The 18,784-nt window shown below is 50.3% G+C and carries 17 protein-coding genes and 1 pseudogene; 9 read left to right on the top strand and 9 right to left on the bottom strand.

What is annotated here, in order from left to right:
* Window positions 1–6: 6 nt before the first annotated feature.
* Window positions 7–1,440 carry a radical SAM protein gene (locus tag ACKXF9_RS08170; protein WP_418265825.1) on the bottom strand — a complete coding sequence of 478 codons (1,434 nt, stop codon included), beginning with the start codon at window positions 1,438–1,440 and terminating at the stop codon, window positions 7–9.
* Window positions 1,441–1,591: 151 nt separating this feature from the next.
* A complete protein-coding gene (locus tag ACKXF9_RS08165; protein WP_339394697.1) occupies window positions 1,592–2,173 on the bottom strand; it encodes a TetR-like C-terminal domain-containing protein in 582 nt (193 codons plus the stop codon).
* A gap of 337 nt (window positions 2,174–2,510) precedes the next feature.
* Here ACKXF9_RS08165 and proC point away from each other — a divergent pair, with 337 nt between their 5' ends.
* The 6 genes from proC (at window position 2,511) to ACKXF9_RS08135 (ending at window position 7,093) form a co-directional block, all read left to right on the top strand.
* A complete protein-coding gene (gene proC, locus ACKXF9_RS08160; RefSeq protein ID WP_249238512.1) occupies window positions 2,511–3,317 on the top strand; it encodes a pyrroline-5-carboxylate reductase in 807 nt (268 codons plus the stop codon).
* Window positions 3,318–3,324: 7 nt separating this feature from the next.
* Window positions 3,325–4,101, top strand: a complete 777-nt coding sequence (gene proB / locus ACKXF9_RS08155; RefSeq protein WP_249238511.1) for a glutamate 5-kinase — start codon at window positions 3,325–3,327, stop codon at window positions 4,099–4,101.
* 4 nt (window positions 4,102–4,105) lie between these two features.
* A complete protein-coding gene (locus ACKXF9_RS08150; RefSeq protein WP_418265824.1) occupies window positions 4,106–5,368 on the top strand; it encodes a glutamate-5-semialdehyde dehydrogenase in 1,263 nt (420 codons plus the stop codon).
* A 428-nt stretch (window positions 5,369–5,796) separates the two neighbouring features.
* Entirely contained in the window at window positions 5,797–6,243 is a 447-nt protein-coding gene (locus ACKXF9_RS08145) for a methylglyoxal synthase (protein ID WP_177986569.1), read from the top strand.
* Window positions 6,244–6,504: 261 nt separating this feature from the next.
* The gene (locus ACKXF9_RS08140) at window positions 6,505–6,792 is read left to right on the top strand and encodes a type II toxin-antitoxin system Phd/YefM family antitoxin (protein ID WP_418265823.1); all 288 of its coding nucleotides are present in this window, start codon (window positions 6,505–6,507) and stop codon (window positions 6,790–6,792) included.
* On the top strand, window positions 6,776–7,093 hold the full coding sequence (locus ACKXF9_RS08135; protein ID WP_339394693.1) for a type II toxin-antitoxin system RelE/ParE family toxin: 318 nt from the start codon (window positions 6,776–6,778) through the stop codon (window positions 7,091–7,093). The genes ACKXF9_RS08140 and ACKXF9_RS08135 overlap by 17 nt, the downstream gene beginning before the upstream one ends.
* Before the next feature lie 54 nt (window positions 7,094–7,147).
* On the opposite strand, the gene ACKXF9_RS08130 is transcribed toward ACKXF9_RS08135, so the two are convergent.
* On the bottom strand, window positions 7,148–7,393 hold the full coding sequence (locus tag ACKXF9_RS08130; protein WP_418265822.1) for a hypothetical protein: 246 nt from the start codon (window positions 7,391–7,393) through the stop codon (window positions 7,148–7,150).
* Window positions 7,394–7,770: 377 nt separating this feature from the next.
* On the opposite strand from ACKXF9_RS08130, the pseudogene ACKXF9_RS08125 reads away from it, so the two are divergent.
* A pseudogene (locus ACKXF9_RS08125) lies at window positions 7,771–8,591 on the top strand (DUF6017 domain-containing protein).
* Between the two features lie 38 nt (window positions 8,592–8,629).
* Here ACKXF9_RS08125 and ACKXF9_RS08120 read toward each other — a convergent pair.
* Genes ACKXF9_RS08120 through ACKXF9_RS08100 form a run of 5 tightly spaced genes read right to left on the bottom strand, consistent with a single transcriptional unit; the run spans window position 8,630 to window position 16,583 of the window.
* Window positions 8,630–9,265 carry a hypothetical protein gene (locus ACKXF9_RS08120; RefSeq protein ID WP_418265821.1) on the bottom strand — a complete coding sequence of 212 codons (636 nt, stop codon included), beginning with the start codon at window positions 9,263–9,265 and terminating at the stop codon, window positions 8,630–8,632.
* Window positions 9,258–11,951 carry a hypothetical protein gene (locus tag ACKXF9_RS08115; RefSeq protein ID WP_097780049.1) on the bottom strand — a complete coding sequence of 898 codons (2,694 nt, stop codon included), beginning with the start codon at window positions 11,949–11,951 and terminating at the stop codon, window positions 9,258–9,260. The genes ACKXF9_RS08120 and ACKXF9_RS08115 overlap by 8 nt, the downstream gene beginning before the upstream one ends.
* Entirely contained in the window at window positions 11,951–14,779 is a 2,829-nt protein-coding gene (locus ACKXF9_RS08110; protein WP_418265877.1) for a hypothetical protein, read from the bottom strand. The genes ACKXF9_RS08115 and ACKXF9_RS08110 overlap by 1 nt, the downstream gene beginning before the upstream one ends.
* A 41-nt stretch (window positions 14,780–14,820) precedes the next feature.
* Complete coding sequence (locus tag ACKXF9_RS08105; RefSeq protein ID WP_418265820.1) at window positions 14,821–16,407, bottom strand: hypothetical protein; 1,587 nt, start codon at window positions 16,405–16,407, stop codon at window positions 14,821–14,823.
* A 44-nt stretch (window positions 16,408–16,451) separates the two neighbouring features.
* Window positions 16,452–16,583, bottom strand: a complete 132-nt coding sequence (locus ACKXF9_RS08100; protein ID WP_418265819.1) for a hypothetical protein — start codon at window positions 16,581–16,583, stop codon at window positions 16,452–16,454.
* 160 nt (window positions 16,584–16,743) lie between these two features.
* On the opposite strand from ACKXF9_RS08100, the gene ACKXF9_RS08095 reads away from it, so the two are divergent.
* Window positions 16,744–17,382, top strand: a complete 639-nt coding sequence (locus ACKXF9_RS08095) for a hypothetical protein (RefSeq protein WP_418265818.1) — start codon at window positions 16,744–16,746, stop codon at window positions 17,380–17,382.
* 81 nt (window positions 17,383–17,463) lie between these two features.
* Here ACKXF9_RS08095 and ACKXF9_RS08090 read toward each other — a convergent pair whose 3' ends face one another.
* Window positions 17,464–18,069, bottom strand: coding sequence for a TRADD-N-associated membrane domain-containing protein (locus ACKXF9_RS08090; RefSeq protein WP_418265817.1), 606 nt, complete (start codon window positions 18,067–18,069; stop codon window positions 17,464–17,466).
* A 179-nt stretch (window positions 18,070–18,248) separates the two neighbouring features.
* Here ACKXF9_RS08090 and ACKXF9_RS08085 point away from each other — a divergent pair, with 179 nt between their 5' ends.
* Window positions 18,249–18,671, top strand: a complete 423-nt coding sequence (locus tag ACKXF9_RS08085; RefSeq protein WP_015565190.1) for a hypothetical protein — start codon at window positions 18,249–18,251, stop codon at window positions 18,669–18,671.
* The last annotated feature ends 113 nt before the right edge of the window (window positions 18,672–18,784 follow it).

Below are 18,784 nucleotides of genomic sequence, written 5' to 3'. Positions count from 1 at the left end.
CGAAGATTACTTTTCAATGGGCTGCGAGGGCTTCCAATCCTTGTAGTTCTCGTAGCGGCTTTCGCGGATCCTGGTGTGGGACCAGATCTCGTCCGCAGTGGGCTGCCAGTTGGCGGCGTAGCTCTTGCACTTCTCGCACAGGTGTTCCACGCTCTCCGGGGACTGCAGGTCGGTGCTGTGGGCACCGGTCTCGTGCACCATCTTCTGCAGCAGCTCGGGGTTTTCCAGCATCGGGCAGGGACGCAGATGGTTCTTGTTGAAGGGCTGGCCGTTGTGATAAGCCATGAACAGCGGGCTGTGCAGGATCTCCAGAATGCTCTGGTCGTGGATATTGGCATTGGAGTAGTGGATGAACACACAGGGCTCTGCATCACCGGCCGAGTTGATGTGGAAGTAGTTGCGGCCACCGGCAATGCAGCCGCCCACAAACTCGCCATCATTCTGGAAGTCCATGGGGTAGAACGGGATATTGCAGGCCTCCGAGCGCAGATAGCGGATGCGGTCGATCATATATTTGCGCTGCTCCGGGGTAGGCATCAGCTCCGGTGCTGCCTCGTTGCCCACGGGCATGTAGTGGAAGTAGAAGCCGAAGTGTGCACCCTTCTCGCACAGGAAACGCATGAACTCATCGTTGGTGACAGCTTCGATGTTATCACGGGTATAGCAGATGGAGGTGCCAAAGATGATGCCGTACTTCTTCAGCAGATCCATCGCGTTCATGACAGCGGCATAGTGCCCCTCACCGCGGCGGGCATCGTTGGTCTCCGGGGTGCCCTCGATGGACAGCATGAAGGCAATGTTACCCAGACGCACCACCTCTTTGCAGAAGGGCTCATCGATGAGGGTGGAGTTGGTGTAGATGGCAAATTCAACATCGTTGTGCTTCTCCGCCAGCTTCAGGATATCGGCCTTGCGCACCAGCGGCTCGCCGCCGGTCAGCATGTACAGGTATACGCCCAGTTCCTTGCCCTCGGTAACGATCTTGTCCATATCCTCAAAGCTGAGGTTGTTCTTGTTGCCATACTCGCCAGCCCAGCAGCCCACGCAATGCATGTTGCAGGCAGAAGTGGGGTCGAACAGGATCAGCCACGGAATGTTGCACTGGTACTTCACGCGGTTCTCGCGGATGGTCTTGGTGCCGCGGAAGAAGGCTTCATAGCCCAGATTCAGTGCCGTGGTGCGGGCCACGTTGGGATTGGTCTGATCCAGCACGCAGTTGATGAGCTTGGACCACTTGCTGTCGGGGTCGGTCAGGGTCTGCCTGGCGTGCTCGTAGGCCTCGTCGCTGAACGAGTTGCCATAGAACTGCTTTGCAACATCCACCAGCTGTCCCACGGTTTTCTGACGGTCTTTATCGGCATGAGAAAGCACCACGTCTACCATTTTACCAACGGCAGCGCGCTGCATTTTATGAGTCAGGTTCTCAACAGAAGTATTCATAATCCTTTTCCTCCAAACAACATCTTCGGAAATTTCTTTTGTTGCCGCCATCATACCATTTTTAACAAACGTGCGCCATAAACAGAAAAAGCGCCGTGATAGAAAACCCATCACGGCGCAGATTATGATAAAATTTTGTCGTTCTTCCGGTTCAGCCGTCCTGTTCCAGATGGATCTTATTGCTGGCAAGGCGGCATAACGCGCGGCGCAGATCGCCCTGCAGCATCCGTCCCGTACGTTCTACCATCACAGCAGGATCCGTTTTCATGTCCCGGCGGATCCATTCCAGCCCCACGCCCACCAGCGCATATTTGTAAAAATCCACCACAAACTGCTTGTCATCGTCCTGCACGGTGATATCGTGGCATTCGCGATCCGCAAATTCCTTCAGCATGGGGTCCAGAAGCTTGTAGAGATACTGCTCCACCTGTTCACGGCCCACAGAACGGTATACGTTCAGCACCAGTGCTTTGTTATCCCGGATCTGGTGCAGGATGTCCAGAAACGCTTCGGTCCATGTATCAAAGCTCTGGCAGCCTTCCATTGCCTTGGTTGCATCTTCCGTCAGGATCCAGTCCACCAGATCGTAAATATCCTTGAAGTGGTAGTAGAAGGTCATGCGGTTCACGCCGCAGTCCTCTGTGATATCGTTGATCGTGATCTTATTGAGGGGCTTTTCCAGCAGCAGCTTTTTCAGCGATGCTTCCAGTGCCCGCTTCGTTGTTTGTGACACAAAAACCTTCCTTTCCCGACCGTAGAAATTTTTCCCGCTGCGTACGGCGATTGGCAGCTTTGTACATTATAATACCGCAAAAGCCGTCCCGATTGCAAGCATTGATTCTGTCCATTTTGTAAACAAAGAATGATTTCCTGTGTTTCACTCCGGCAGTTTCTCGCTTCAAAAGCCATTTCTCTGCCCCCAAAAGACCCTTCCGGCGGTGTGCAACGCCTGCAAAAGCGGCTTCTTCCGGCAAAAAAGCGGAAAAGGCCCTTGATTTTATATTCCTCTGCGCTTAGAATGGGAGCAGACGACTGTGAATTAAGTGCTGTTTTGAGGGAGGGTACAAACTATGATGGATACCATTGGTTTTCTGGGCTGCGGCAACATGGGCGGAGCCATCGCCCGTGCCGTTTGCAAAGCTGTTGACCCTAAGAAAGTTTTTCTGGCAAACCGCACTGCGGCCAAGGCGCAGGCACTGGCCAAGGAACTGGGCTGCAAAACAGCCACCAATGCTGAGGTGGCCGGTGACTGCGACCTGATCTTTCTGGCCGTGAAGCCCCAGATGATGGAAGCACTGCTGGAGCCGCTCAGATTCACGCTGGACGAGCGCCCCAAGCGCTTTGTGCTGTGCAGCATGGCAGCAGGCCTTTCGATCGCCCGCATTCAGGAGCTGGCCGGTGAGGACTTTCCTGTGATCCGCATCATGCCCAATACCCCGGCATCGGTGGGCGAAGGCATGATCCAGTATTGCTCTTCCAACGTTACCGCAGAGGAAGAGGAAGCGTTCCTCAGGATCATGGCTCCCGCGGGCCGTCTGGACGCCGTGCCAGAAAGTCTGATCGATGCTGCCAGCTGCGTTTCCGGCTGCGGCCCGGCATGGGTGTACCAGTTTATTGAGGCTCTGGCCGACGGCGGTGTGGCCTGCGGCCTGCCCCGCACCAAAGCGCAGGAATATGCCGCACAGATGGTTCTGGGCAGCGCAAAGCTGGTTCTGGAAAGCGGAAAGCATCCCGGCGAACTCAAGGATGCCGTATGCAGCCCCGGCGGCAGCACCATTCAGGGCGTGCGCGTGCTGGAAGAGCGCGGCCTGCGCGGTGCGGTGATGGATGCCGTCATCGCCTCGTACAATAAGACTAAGGAAATGGGAAAGGGTTAATGGAATCATGCGCATCGTTGTGAAAGTAGGCACTTCTACTCTGGCATACGCCACCGGACGGCTGAACATCCGCCACACCGAAAAGCTGGTCGAGGTTTTGAGCGACCTGAAAAACGAAGGCCACGAGGTCATTCTGGTGTCCTCCGGCGCCATCGGCATGGGCGTAGGCAAACTTTCTCTGCCGACCCGCCCAAAGGATACCTCCACCAAACAGGCCTGTGCCGCTGTGGGACAGTGTGAGCTGATGTACACCTACGATCGTCTGTTCAATGCCTATAATCACACTGTGGCGCAGATCCTGCTCACCGGCGTGGACGTGGAGCACACCGAGCGCCGGGTAAACTTCCAGAACACCCTGTCCCGCCTTTTGGAGCTGGGTGCACTGCCCATCATCAATGAGAACGACACCGTTGCCACCGATGAGATCACCTCCATCGGCGACAACGACACACTGGCGGCCATCGTGGCCTGCTGTGCACAGGCCGACCTGCTGGTGCTGCTGAGCGACATCGACGGCCTGTACACGGCCAATCCCCACACCCACCCGGATGCAAAGCTCATCCCGCTGGTGCGGGAGATCACCCCTGCGGTAATGGCACTGGCCGACGGCGCAGGCTCCGCCCTTGGCACCGGCGGCATGGCCACCAAGCTGCGCGCCGCCCGCATGGTGACCGGCAGCGGTGCCGACATGGTCATTGCGAACGGTGCACACCCGGAACTTTTGTATGACATTGCCGCGGGCAAGCCCGCAGGTACCCGCTTTACCGGCCACAAGGAGGACTGAACCTATGACGACACAGCAAATTCTGGAAGCGGCCCGCAGCGCCAAAAGCGCCCTTGCACTGGCCGATAACGCTGTCCGCAGCACTGCCCTGCTGGGCATGGCGGACGCTTTATGCGATGCGCAGAACCAGTCTGCCATCCTTGCCGCCAACGCCGAGGACATGGCTGCTGCCAAAGGGCACATCAGCGATGTGATGCTGGATCGTCTGGCTCTGACCGTTCCGCGCATCGAAGCCATGGCGCAGGGCATCCGCGAGGTTGCCGCCCTGCCCGACCCGGTGGGCCGGGTGCTGAACCGGGTAGAGCGCCCCAACGGCCTTGTGATCGAAAAGACCGCCGTACCGATGGGTGTGATCGCCATCATCTACGAGAGCCGTCCCAACGTGACCAGCGATGCCGCCGCCCTTGCCATCAAAAGCGGCAACGCCTGCATCCTGCGCTGCGGCAAGGAGGCCTGGCGCAGTGCCAACGCCATCGTCACCGTTCTGCGGCAGGGCCTGAAAAAGGCCGGTCTGCCCGAGACTTCGGTCTGCCTGATCGAGGACACCACCCATGCCTCTGCCAACGCTCTGATGACCGCCGTAGGCTATGTGGATCTGCTGATCCCTCGCGGCGGTGCAGGGCTCATCCGTGCCTGCGTGGAGAACGCCAAGGTGCCCTGTATCCAGACCGGCACCGGCATCTGCCATATCTATGTAGACGACACTGCCGACCTTTCCAAAGCACTGGACATCATCGAGAACGCAAAAGCCAGCCGTCCCAGCGTCTGCAACGCCGAGGAGGTGTGCCTTGTGCACTCTGCCATTGCCGGGGAGTTTCTTCCCCGTCTGGCCCAGCGGCTTGGCCCGGACCGCATTGCAAAGGGTCTGCATCCGGTAGAGCTTCGTCTTGACAAGCGCGCCGCCGCTATAATCGCTGGCACGCCTGCCGGCGAAAAAGACTTTGACACCGAGTTTCTGGATTATATCCTTGCCGTCAAAGTGGTGGACAGCGTGGAGGAAGCCATCGATCATATCGCCCGGCATTCCACCGGCCACAGCGAGGCCATCCTGACCCGGACACAGGCCCACGCGGATCTGTTTACCGCTGCTGTGGACAGCGCCGCTGTGTATGTGAACTGCTCCACCCGCTTTACGGATGGCGGCGAGTTTGGCCTTGGGTGTGAAATGGGCATTTCCACCCAGAAGCTCCACGCCCGCGGCCCCATGGGACTGGCCGAGCTGTGCAGCTACAAATATATCATCCACGGTGATGGACAGACCCGCTGAACCCACCTTCCGCGTGTGAAGATCGGGAGTGAGCGATTTCTCCATTCAATTCATCATTTGGCAAAAGGATCTGAAAAGCTTTTTCAAATACAGGCTGGTGCAAATTGCGTCAGCCTGTATTTTTGTTTCACACAGACAGACTGTTTTTGCAAAAAATACAATTTTTGAATTTTGTTTTCAGCAGGCCCGTTTAAATCGTCCCCTGATATGGATGAATGTATCCCAGTTTCCTGCACTTCTCACAAAGATATAGTCTTACTTTCTCCATTTTGTTTTGTAAAAAGTACAAAAACCCCCTTGACAACCCCTATTTCGATGCGGTAAAACTATATTGGATAATTTGATAACGATTTCACTTCATTTCACTTTCCAATGAGAAAGTTGTTCGTCACACACAACACTATACTTGGAACAAAGGAGAGAGCAATATGACGATCGCCATTCTTGCACATGATTCCCGTAAAGAGCTTGCACTGCAGTTCTGTACTGCTTACAGTGCCATTTTGTCCAAAAATACAGTCATTGCCACCGGTACCACCGGACGGATGCTGGCACAGACCACCGGTCTGCCGGTACATTGCTACCTCTCCGGAAAACTGGGCGGTGTGCAGCAGATCACTTCCCGCGTTGCCTGTGATGAGGTGGATCTGGTGCTGTTCTTCCGCGACCCGCTGAAGGCAGACGCTTCCAGCATCACGGAGCAGAATCTGCTCCGCCTGTGCGACATGCACGGCGTACCCATTGCCACCAACATTGCCACCGCAGAGGTTTTGCTGCGCGGTCTGGATCAGGGCGATCTGGATTATCGAGAGGGAATGCATCCGGCCCTTGTGGAGCCAGTGCCCGCAGCTATGCCCCGCCGTGTGACTGCCTGATTTTGTGTATAGAGTATTGGGAAAGAGCGAGGCTGCTGCAACAGCCTCCTACGAAAGATGAGATAGACTTCCCCGGAAGGGGTCGCCTATCTCATTTTTTTGTAAGCTGAAATTGTGGGAAACCACAAATGAATATTCGGATTAAAGTCAACAAATGGAGAATCAAGTGATAACCGTCCACATTGACTTCGTTGTATAATATGGGTATAATATAATCAGAATTTTACTATTACGGGTCACACAGGAGCAGGAGGTGCTTTTATGAATATCCGTCCATCCGCAGCGATTCGCCAGAATTATAATGAGATTGCTGATCTGTGCAGAGAAACCGCTGAGCCGATTTTTCTCACCAAGAACGGCGAGGGTGACTTGGTCGTCATGGACATCGAAACCTACAACCGCCGGGAAAAAATGCTGAAGCTCCGTGAAGAGCTGCTTTCCGTGGAAGAGAACCGGATGCGTGGAAGCGAGGGCTATTCGGTTGATGAGGTCACTTCCATGATGCGCAGCGCGATCAAGGAGGCCGCCGGACATGGAGCAGCAAAATAAATACCGCGTGATCGTGTCAGCACGGGCCGCTCAGATGCTGGTGTCCCACGCCGCATTTCTGGCACAGGTCAGCCCTGCAGCAGCAGAGCGGCTTACAGTCGAATTTGAAAAGGCTGCAAAGTCTTTGGAGCAGATGCCGCAGCGCTGCCCGTGGCTCAGAGGCGAATACATTCCTAAAAATGCTTACCGATTCATCTTGTTTGAAAAACGCTATATGCTCATTTTCCAGATCGTAGATAATACGGTTTATGCAGATTATGTGGTAGATTGCAGACAGGATTACGGCTGGCTTATCCGATAATCAACAAAGGCGGCGGCTTCCCTTATTGTGGGAGACCACCGCCTTTTGCTGCGTCTATTGAGGGGGATAATGCGACAGCCTGCTGAAAAAACGGGCGGCAAACAGTCCTTTTTGAAAACGGTGTAAAGTCAAAAGCTGGGGGTTGTATAGGAACCGCCTGCAAATGCCTGAAAACAGTGCAGGCGAAGCAATGCAGCCCCCAAAAACCGGCTTCAGCAAAAAGAAAAGCACCATACTTCCTACGAAGTACAGTGCTTTTTTGGTGGAGAATACCGGGATCGAACCGGTGACCTCTTGCATGCCATGCAAGCGCTCTCCTGAACCACGCACTCACGCACCCCCACACAAAGGTGCGAGGATGAATAATATTTGGCGTTGGTTCGCTTCATTTTTTCAAAAGTGTAATTTAACCTTGGAATCCAACCAGCAATAAAGACAATTTCAAAGAGCAAAGACTTATTGAGTTGTATTCTACAGTCAGATATACTTGCTGTCAAGATGTTTCGTGCAATTTATGGCACTAGAGCAAAGCAATATTTTTCCATATCTAATTACATAGCGCAATTTCGACCCCAAAAATCGAAGTTGCGCTTTTTTCATTCCTCGATAAATTTTTTCACCGGAGGTTTATGCAATGTTTTTATCTCATTGTTGCTTTCAGCTCTTGACACAACCGTATGACCCTTGACTACTTTTACGGACAGGCCGGAGAACTATTTTCGTTCTTCCGCATTCCAAAGGCTCTTTTTCAGGAGCAGCGGTTTCAAGATCTGTCAACCGATGCCAAAACTCTATACGGCATCCTGCTTGACCGCATGAGCCTTTCTGTTAAAAATGAATGGTTTGACAAAAAAGGCCGAGTGTTCATCATCTTCACGATTGAGGATGTCAAGAGGACTTTACGTTGCGCAGACAACAAAGCGACCAAACTGCTCCGGGAACTTGAAGAATTTGGTTTGATTGAACGAAAACGTCGAGGGCAAGGAAAGCCATGTTTGGTGTATGTGAAAAACTTTTCGGCAGAATCTTCAAAGGAGAGTGTCAAGAATCGTGATAATGACGATTCTTGTGGCTCTAAAATCGCTTGTCAAGACCCGGTAAAATCACGAGGTATTAAGAAGAAAGAGAATAAAAAGAGATGAATAATACGAATCTTATCCTTTCCGACGAATCGGAGAAGATGAAGAATCGCGAACTGTTCGAAGAATATTTTTCGTGCTCTTTAGAGATAGACCTTCTTCTCCGGCTTTACCCGGATGATGAAGATACCCTCTACCAAATCGTGAATTTGCTGGTGGATACCTGTGCCACCAACCGTAAGCTGCTGCACATTGCCGGGGACGATAAGCCCGCCGAGGTGGTACGCAGCCGGCTTATTAAGCTGAACGCCGACCATATCCGCTTTGTGCTGAAGTGCCTTGCAGAGAACAGCAGCCCAATCCGTAATATGAAACAATATCTGCTCGCTCCTCTGTACAACGCACCCACCACGATGTAGCTCCTTTTGCGGGAAAACCCGGTTCTTGGTTTATTTGTTTACAGTTTGGTCAGTTTCAGCTTTTCCAGCAGATCTGTCAGGTCAGCTTCCTTGCTCTCCATGTTCTTTACGAATTTTTTTCGGTTCAGATTTACGATGCGCAAAAAACGTCGAGCGAACATTTTCCGTTTTTCCTCGTCGTTCAGCCCTTCATAAGGCGAAAGACCCTGCGTATACCGAACCATAGCATCTTGCAACCTTCCCAGTGCATCTGTATGACGCGCCCATGTCTCCTGCTTTTTGTCTACGGCGATCTTTTTGCCTGCTGCACAGAACAGAATTGCCTGAAACGCACTGAAATAGACGACATACATTATAAGGCCACTGCTGCTCCACTCCATCTTCTCCCAGTAAATCGTCAGCAGCAACAGCAGAATGCTTTCCACGAACACCGTGATCCCGATGCCATAGAGCAGCCAATTCTTCTGTGCAAAATTATCGTCCCGGTTCCGAGCCGCCTTGCGGGCAAAGATCTTGTAGTTTTCCCGCACCAGATCATAGAGCATCTTATTCGCATCTGTCTGTGTGTTCTCGTCGTCATCTTCTCCCTGCGCACCCTTCCAGGCGGTTTCCCATTCCTCCAGAATGCGCTTTTCCATTTTAGTCAGCGGGTAGTCCTTCTGTTTTCTAAACATGCTCTATCCTCTCTTCTTCTATACCTCCCGGAAAGCCCTGCTCATTACTCATTTTGCGGATATCATCCAGCCATTCGTAGATATCTGCCTTTTTGTAGCGTGGGCGTTCCGTTTCCTCATCCAGAATCAGCTCAGTCGCGCGGGCCATAAGGGCGTACTCGTTTTCTATACTGGTAAAAAACACGCCGTTGTCATCCGTGTTGATGGATACATGCAACTGCGCACAGGCATCCTGTTCTGTGCCATGGACGAGATGCTTATTGTAAAAATGATAAATCGGATGCTTGTGGTACTCGCGGAACGTGCTGATGAGCACATTGGAGGAAGGATTCGTCTCTATTGCAATACCGCGGTCTGCCACCTCCCGCTGCATACACGCCTGTATCTGCGCACAGGCATTGCTGTAAATCTTTGGTACTCGTACAGATATCTGTGTCTTTCCAGCCGATTTTACAAAGGGATCATAGTGATACCGGTAATAGAGCGCTGCACTCTCCTGGATATACCGCTCCGAAAAAGGCTGTGGGAACGAAAAATTGGTGCGGCAGCGGTCAAGATCATCCACCGGGATAGGTGGCGCTTCATAAACGCCGTTGCGGTACAGGGAAGGATGGTCACCGCGCAGGCACCATGCCTTGTAATAGGTCTCCAGATCCTGCGATGCTTCTCCATGCAGCTGGTATACCTCATGAAAATAGCGGTCAAATTCGCTCCTTAAAAATTCGCGCAGCGTGTCAGCGCATTCCAGATGATACTGTGTCAGCGCATGGTTCATCCATGCCAGATTATCTAGATAATCCTGCTTAGACAGCACGATCTGCTGCTTTTTATTCTCGTACCATTCTGCCACATCGATACCCAGCGCGATCGCATGACCGATGCGGTCACCGTATCCCAGTTCCAGAAAGTGGATGGATTCGTCGATGGCACGCAGACCGTCCACAACATCCAGAAAATCTTCACCGGCATGGTAGGTCTTTCTGAGCTGTGGCAGCTGCGGAGCCATCGGATAGGTTTTGGCGGGCTGGTGCGCATGGAGCATCCGAAAAATAGGCGCAAACACTTCCGGGCGGCACTCGATTTCCTGCGAGGCAGCATCGATGCCATGCACCCGGCAGGCCGTCTGCGGATATGTTTCCCGGAACGCCAGCAGCGCTTTAGCCTGCCGTTCCAGCTTGCTACGCAGATCTTCATGCCGGTACTGCTGCACTTGCAATTGCAGTTCGTTCTTCTGACAGGCAGCCGACAGCCGCGCTGTGGTGCGATCTGGTCGCTTGATAAAATGATAAACGTAATAATACCGGCTGCGCAGATCCGGCGGTTCCGGTTCTCCCGGCAATGCATCCGGCCCGTAAATGGCCCGATCCAGCTGAGCAATCCATTGGTAATTTCCCAATGCTGTATCAGAGGGAGACACTCGCACTTCCAACTCCCGCAGATAGGGTGCCTTCAGCAGCGGTTCCCGAACGGCCAGCCGCGCACTGAGCCACAGCGATTCCGCATCCGGCGGGAAAAAGTAGCCACGCCGACGCTCATACACCTGAAAGTTATCAAAGCCCACATAGCCGTTGATTTGCACCATCTGGGCACGCAGCTCGTTTTGCAAGCAGAGATAGGCATAAAACAGGTTATGCTCTTCCCGGCTCAGCTTGCGGCTGTGCAGTTCTGCATAGATGTCCCGCAGCATGGCATACAAAAACCAGCGTTCGCCACGGAACTGTCGAGCGTCTTCAACTCTGTTGTTTGCCGTTTGGTTCAATGCATAATCCTCGCCTGGCGTATCCTGCCAAAAGGCGATTTCATCCTGAATCTCTGCTGCCGTTAACTGCAACAGTTCCGGGTTCCGCAGCAAGCGATAGACCCGATCCATCCCGCCGAAAGGCGGCTTTTGGATATACGGCACCGGCTCACACAACCGCTGAAACAAATATATCCGAATCAATGCCGCCTGCATCTGGTGCAGAATGAGTGTTGACGTTCCGGCCCGATCCGCTTTGTGGTTCAAAAGTGCTGTGATGTAATCATCCTTCTGCCAGACCTTGCTTTGCTGCTCAATACGTCGCAGGTTATCCAGATAATAGTTCCAGCTCACTGCATTCATCAGGTTGACCCACGATACCTGAAAATAAGGCAGGGAGGAAAACAGGTGGAAGTGGTGCTCCGAAATGCCCCGCTCCATCACGGCATTCAGCGGGCTGTTGTCGTGGCCGATGACAGCAGCCCAGTCAAAGTTCTTTCGTCCAGCTATGCCGCTGTCCAAGTCCTTCTGTGCATACATAGCCGCTGTCGGCAGTTCCTCGCCCAACATTTTTGTAATCTGCCGCCACGGAATCAGCTGCTCATACCGGCAGACCACCGGTTCATCCGGCCGAAGCAGCAGTTCTGCCAGCACGACCAGAATTGAAAAGGCTGACAGACATCCCGTGATCTCCTGCGGCCCGGAGAAGTGACGCTTTCGCCGCTCACAGACAAAATCTGCTGCAAATTCGGCAGTCTTACGGCATTCCATCCGGCTGTAGCGCAACGAAGTATCCGGATCCAGCATCATATAATCCGCTGCCGTCTGAAACGAGATATCGTCAAAAAAGAGTGCTCCATCCAGAATATCCTGCGAATCGACCTGACAGAACAGTGCTCTGCTCAGCCGGGCAAGGCTTTGCAGAAAGAATGAATCTTTTTCCTCCATTATTGCTTCTCCTGCTGCCCACCGTTCGGACTAAGGTTCAGGTCTTTTATGATGGCTTCCGTCTGCTGCGCTTTTTTAGTCTTTTCAGCGTCCATATCGCTTTGTTCCAGCATAGACGCATTTTCATTTTTCGCTGACTCATTGTTGTTTTGCGCCTGAATTGATGCACTTTGCGCAAGCTTGCTGAAGAAGCCATTCAAAACGTCCGTATCGTACTTTTGCTCCTCTTCTGGCATCTCAATGGTCTGGAACAGCGGTGGATAATCCTTGTCAGCATTCAGCGCCAACATCCGAGCTACGAACGGGCAGCCTTCAAAGATCTTTTCAAAGCTAGCATCTCCCAAGATTCCACCGTAAACATCGGATTCTTCCCGCAACCGATGCGAGATTTTGCCGTATAGCCAGCCGCAACATTTGAGCATATCGGCATCCGGGATACTCGTCGGCATATCACTCGTATCATTTGCCAGCCGCTTGAACAGATTGTAGGTCAGGTCAAACTGCTGCAGCGGAAGTGCCAGCGAACCGTACCGGGCATCCCAGGCTTTGTACTGATTCCGTAGCGAGAATGTATCTAGTTCTTCTTCCAGCTGCGCCACAGACGTGAAACCTGCGGCTTTTAGATTGCTGTTAACTTTAAAGTATTCCTTGATTGCCTCCTTGAACAAATCATCCACCCAGTTAAAATACTGTTCCCATCGGAACGAATTTACACAAAAATTCAACACATTAAAGCAAAGTGTCTTAGAGCTTTTTGCTTTAATCAAAATCTCCTTTCCGGAAGCCGTGATCTGCAATGTGGGTTTTTCAATTTTCTTATACGGATGCGGAAGATTCGTAAAGAGCATCAGCATCATTTCTACCACACGAAGCAGATACGCTGTATCTTCCTTTTTCGACAATAACGGACGTCTGAACACGACCATTTCATCCAGACTGGCCTTATTGTAAGCCCAACAATCTCGCGTTTTAAAATGCTCCATTTTTCCGGTCATTTCATCCTCATAACGGAACATGATTTTGGGCAGCATCTTATTGATCCAGCGGCCTGTCACCGATGGTCCGATAAACTTTTGCAGCTGCCTTGCAGCCTGTTTCCGGTCTGCTTCATTCTCCTGTGTAGCACGAACCGAACCATATATCTGATTTAGTTCCACGGAGTAAAGTGCCAGGATGCAGTGGATCATCTCCTTGGAATAATCACCCTCCCGGGTCGCATGATACAAATTATAGATCAGTTCTCCGTAGCTATAGCGAAATCCTTCTGAAATATCTTCCTCATTCGTTTCAAATTTCAGAATTGAGCCTTCTGCAGAAATCTCAAAATTTGGCTTTTTCTCCTGCTTTTTTCGATTTATCCGAATATCATACAGCAATTCCTCGCTACGGCGGTCTATGGAAAAACACAGCCGTTTTTTGTAGTCGTCCTGTTCCGCACCGCTCAGTTTTTCTACATAGAACGTATCGTTCAGATATTCCAGCAGCCGCCGACGGTTTTCTTCTCGAATCGTTTCATTTTCTGCGGCATCCGGCTGGTTCGGCTGTTCCATTTCATCTAGTTTGCGCAGGAAGTCATGCAGTTCCCGAATGTTCCGTTGCTCAAAGAAATGCTGCTTTTCCCCCAGTGCATCAAAATAGACACCTGCGCGCTCTGCTAATAGACAGAGATTCAGCTTCTTGGCCGGGATCGGTTCTTCTGTCAGCACCAGCTCCTGCTGCATTGCTTCGGGCAGACGAACATAGATCTGCTGTTTTTTATTTCCTACACCCGTCCAGATATTGTACGTATAATTGGGTGTATAAACGCGGTGATAAGTCGGCAGAATTTTGGCAAGCAGCTGACTGGCCTGTACTTTTTTCTGTGTCTCCTCTATTCCAAACGCAGAGGCTATATACCGTTCCACGCTGGTGCGTAGCATCTCTTCATCCAGCGTCATCAGCACAAGCACACGCGGCAGCGTCAGATGTTCGTAAATTTCCTCCAGCAATGTATAAGCATTTTTGCCGTTTATTTTATCTGTTTTATTGGTGTAACGATCCACATCATCCAGCGCGATGACAAGAAAGCTCTTCCGGCCGGGCATGTGATATTCGTTCTGTGCCTTGTGGTCAAAATAGTCCAAATAGCTTTCGACCAGATCTTCAAACTCCCAGATCACACTTTGACTGCTAGAAAGGTTTTGTAGAGCACGCAGTGCCGACTCTCCTTCCGGGATCGAATCACGTTTTGGGCTGTTCAGATACCGCAGATTCCGGTACAAAGTCTCAAATTTCTGCAATAACCGCCGCAGCTCTTCCAAACTGCCCTGCGAGGTACCGCGAGCACCATACTCTACTTCCTGTTTCAGGATGTTCTGCATTCGGGCAAGGGTGATTTCCAGAATATCATCCTGCCCTTTCAGCTCACCGGCATTGATGACATCCAGCACCAGAAAATGTGCATTTGCAATGTTCTGGCGCGCCTGCTCATCCAATTTTAGATCGTAGCAAGGAAACACCGGGTCTGGTGCTAAGGTAATGCCATTATAGCGCTCCAATGCACAGCAGAATGACCGCATAACAGAAGTTTTGCCGGTGCCGCGCTCACCAATAATCGGAATGAGATTGTTTACATGACGCTGGTGCGATTCTCTCCGATTCGACTGTTCTTTCACATCCTTGATTGCTCTGCATACAGCATCACACACGATGGTTGCTGCCCTTCGATACTGCTTTGCAAAGGCCGGTTTCTGACTTTCTTCCAAAACATAGGTATCATTCATCAGCGCATCATACAAAAACACGCCTTCTGTCCTTTTCGTGGTCTGTCTCTGATTCTGCTCGCCCATCTTAACGTCTCCCACCTGATTCTGTTTTCAAATCATACTTCTTACTGTGCGGATAAGGGCTCTTCTTTTTTGTACATATCCTGATAATGCAGGACATTCTCTTCAATCTGCGCTTTCAAGGAATCTGTGGCTCCGGTGATGACTGTAGCTCGTTTGAGTGTAACAAACAGCGCACGGACAGGCAGCCCTTGTACGTGGAACAGCCGCACTGTATTCCAGATTTTAGGATCACAGCATCTTTGCAGCATCGGTGCACACCAATAGGCAATCGCTGCAGAAAGTGCTCTCCGTGTATACCAATCCCCTTCCTGCTTTTGTCTCCGATACATTGCAAGCCGTGCAAGCCAGATATAGGATTTATACAGATACTGGATTTCTTTTAGTGAGAGATATTCCCAGCCGCCAAAGCCTTTCCTATAAAATGCGTCAACTTCAGCTTTTTTCCTACTGGGAAGATCTGCTGGCAATTCTTCCAGTTCCAAGCCATTGGATAAGATTGCAATGACATTTGTAAACTCATTTGCAGCCTGTTCAAATCTGCCCTGTTCCGCATAGCAGCGGGCGATTTGAAAAGCAGCCTGATAGCAGCGCCGATTCTTGACTTCTGCCTCCTGATAAAGCGCCAGCGCAAGCTTTGGTTCATCCAACTCGTTACTGAGATAGTGTCCCAACTGATAAATGCCAAATGCATAAAAACCATCGGTCTCCTCCAAACTCAGTTCTCGAGCTCGTTTATAATAATTATACGCATCCAATATCCGATTTTCATCGCTCTGGCAGAGATAGGCCGCCAAATAGTACATGCCTGCATAATTCGGGTCACGCTGGTATATGCCATTTAGTTCACGGAGCAGCATGGCTACATTAACGGTCGGCACTGCCTCCCTGCGCCGATACTCCGAGTTTTCTGATAACGCACTGTATATCTCCCGTATTTTTCGAGCTGCATTGATGGCAGCATAAATTGAATATACGGTTTTCGGCTGCAAGTCCAGCAGAGCTCTCCGAAACGCAAAAAACGCCCGCAGCATTCGGTTAATATAAGGCTTATAGGGGATATCATAGTGATTTGCGCCAAGTTTGAGTACCTCATTCATATTGGCAATGCGGAAGGTGCGTTTCATTTGTAAATAGTGGAACAATTCATACTGGTGATACAGTACATTGATTTGACGCAGACTTCCCGCGGTCACTTTATCTGCCGAATCATTCCAGATACTGTCGATCAATCTGTCAATCACGCTTTGTATCCGTTCTTGCTTCAGATTTCCCGTCAGGACAAGACTTTTTCCGTCAATCTGCACGGCACCGCCGTCCAGCGCAAAGGACATCCCGATAATTTTGCGTTCCGGAAAACGTTTTTGAGTATTTGCCGCCAGCGTAGCCAGCCAAGGTTCATAATCTGTCGTCAGAATTAGATCCACATCATGCTTTGTCGGCTCGTTCAGTATCTGAGCAACATCCTGTATCCTCGCCTGAACTGGAATGTCGTGAACCAGACAACCGATAAAGCGGAAGAATTCTTTGACCATTTCCTTAACGTCCGCAGCCTGTGTCGTGCGCAGGATACGGATCGTTTTTATATTTTGTTCTTCTGCCGACTGTGCAAGATCATCCCGCATTGCCATTTGCGAGCCCTCCATTTCTGATGGTATTCTGAAGTTAATATAATTTATTCTAGTTTAACATATCCCGCCGCTTCATGCAACAAAAACACCAAAATATGATTACTTTTTTCACTCGCTGTTCTATCAAGTGCCATTTTTACTAATTTGTTGTCCTGAAAGCCCAATTTTCTGGTCATACAGCAGGCAGCAAAACGCCCACTGTGCATTTTCCTTATTATAGCAATCGACAGAAATCTCGTTGTCTTCAATTCTCCAACAAACCGAACCCGAAAGCATTTGAATGTATCCGGGAGATTCTGCTTATCGCAAACTACACAAAGAAAGTGGGTTGACATCGTGGACGAGAACCCAAGTGCTCGTTATAAGCAGACCGGCTGCACCGGGCAGACGGGTTACACGGTACATATTTTGGATGAGATCATTGATAAATCAGTCCGTCAGATCTTTTCCAAAATGAGAGGCATCCCGAAAGAGCAGATCATTACAAGGCGTTACGAGCGGGAAGTTGTCGAACGTAAGAATTATCTGCAAACTATTCAGGTAGAGCGGGATAAAGCCCAAAAAGACTTGATTTCCCTGAAAGCCGAGATTCTTGCCTGTATCAAAGGTGAGAGCGTCCTTCCCAAAGAAACCCTTGCCGAGATGATTACAGCGCAGGAGGAAAAACTTCGGGAATTGGATGTTCTTTATGAATCTTCCTACGCAGAAACGGAAAAAACTGCCGAACTGATGGACAGCGTATCAAAACTGTACGAAGAACTGATTTCTTTTTCTGATCTCTACGACAGTGCCAGTTTTGAAGCAAAGAAAATGATCGTCAATCAGCTTATCCGCAGGGTAGAGGTTTATCGTGGGTATCAACTCAACATTACTTTCAATTTCGACCTTACGCCGTACATTGAAGGGGATGATGCAGCAGCCTGCCGAAAAGCCGGGCGGCAAACATTCTTTTTTGAAAACGGTGTAAAGTCATAGGTTGATTTAAAATGCGACAAATCACTTGCAGGCCAACAATTTTCCTTCAGTAGCCTTCACAAAGTTCAACAGTATTATGTATTATGTATTTTGTATCTTATTTTCCGGAGGCTTTTTTTTACGACACTTTGAACTGTTATCAATCAGCATCATTTCAATGATATACCGATACATACTATCTTTTTCTTGTTCTGACATTTTATCAACCAACTGCACCGCTGTGAGATACTTTTCTGTTGAACCCAATCTCTCGTGATAAAGATTGAGCTGATCAATCGTTCTTTTATAAAGCCAGAAAAACAAGCCAGAAATGAGTTCTACAACACATCCGGAAATTGTTGTATAGAACGATACTTTCTGGCCACCCCAAAATGCTACGATACTTCCAATGATAAAGATAATTCCACCCATAACACAAGCCGTCAATGTTGCATTAAACACCCGATTAGCCTGCCGCTTATTAATGACATAATATTCTCTTAATTCGGACATATTATTCAACATCAAAGAAATAATGTCTTTATTTCCTTCCTGAACTTTTTGAGCAGCCTCTTTTGCTTCTTTTGCGTCACCATCAGACGTTTTCTCTATACTGGAAGCAGTATGCTTTACCGAAAACATCGCACCAATCATTCCTAAAATAACAGCCAAAGCAGACATAACTGCAGAAATTGTTTCTGATCCCATTAATTTTCCTCCTCGATCGATAAAATTTTGTTTGTTGCCAGCAGAGAGACCGTGCAAAGGGCAAATTATATAAAATCAGTGGCAACGCAAACAGCAGCGGCAGAATGAACGCTAACTTATACCGTAACGAAGGACCCGATGGGGTCTTTTTCTTTTGCAATCAAAAGGAGAAAATGCCTATGAAAAACAACGTTACCCGCACCATCCGCTCCGAGGAGATCACCATTGACGTGCGTATCTGCGCTGCACTGGCAGCAAACCGGGGCGGCGAGGTCTACCTCGCAGCCATTGCCCCGGATATGGAGCTGACCGTCATCACGCTGGATGAGGCTCCCGGCATTCTGCCCTGCTTTGAGGAGGACGATGCTTGCCTGAACCTCCCTGACACCTCGCTGCTGCTCTGCTACAATCCGGCGCAGGTGCTGAAGATGGGCGGCAAGCACTACCTGACCGGCTCGGTGATTCTGGTTCGCACCAACATGGACGGCGAGGTCATCTCGCTGACCATTGATGAGGTCTACTTGTTCCAGAAGTATCTGGAAAGCCACAGCATCACCCTGATGGCAGATGACCAGAAGCTGCCCTGCATCTGCATTGACTGAGAGGTGCTGCATGAATACCGAAATGACCTGCTATGAGAGTTTCGCAGAAGTCACGGAGGACTTTTACTGTTCTGCCGTTGATGTTTTGAAGATTCTGGTTCTCCATCTGCACG

It is taken from the genome of Faecalibacterium sp. 9 (assembly GCF_048320955.1).
Classification (GTDB): domain Bacteria; phylum Bacillota; class Clostridia; order Oscillospirales; family Ruminococcaceae; genus Faecalibacterium; species Faecalibacterium wellingii.
The sequence above is the reverse complement of the archived record's forward strand: the minus strand, read 5'-3'. Positions and strand labels throughout refer to the sequence as shown.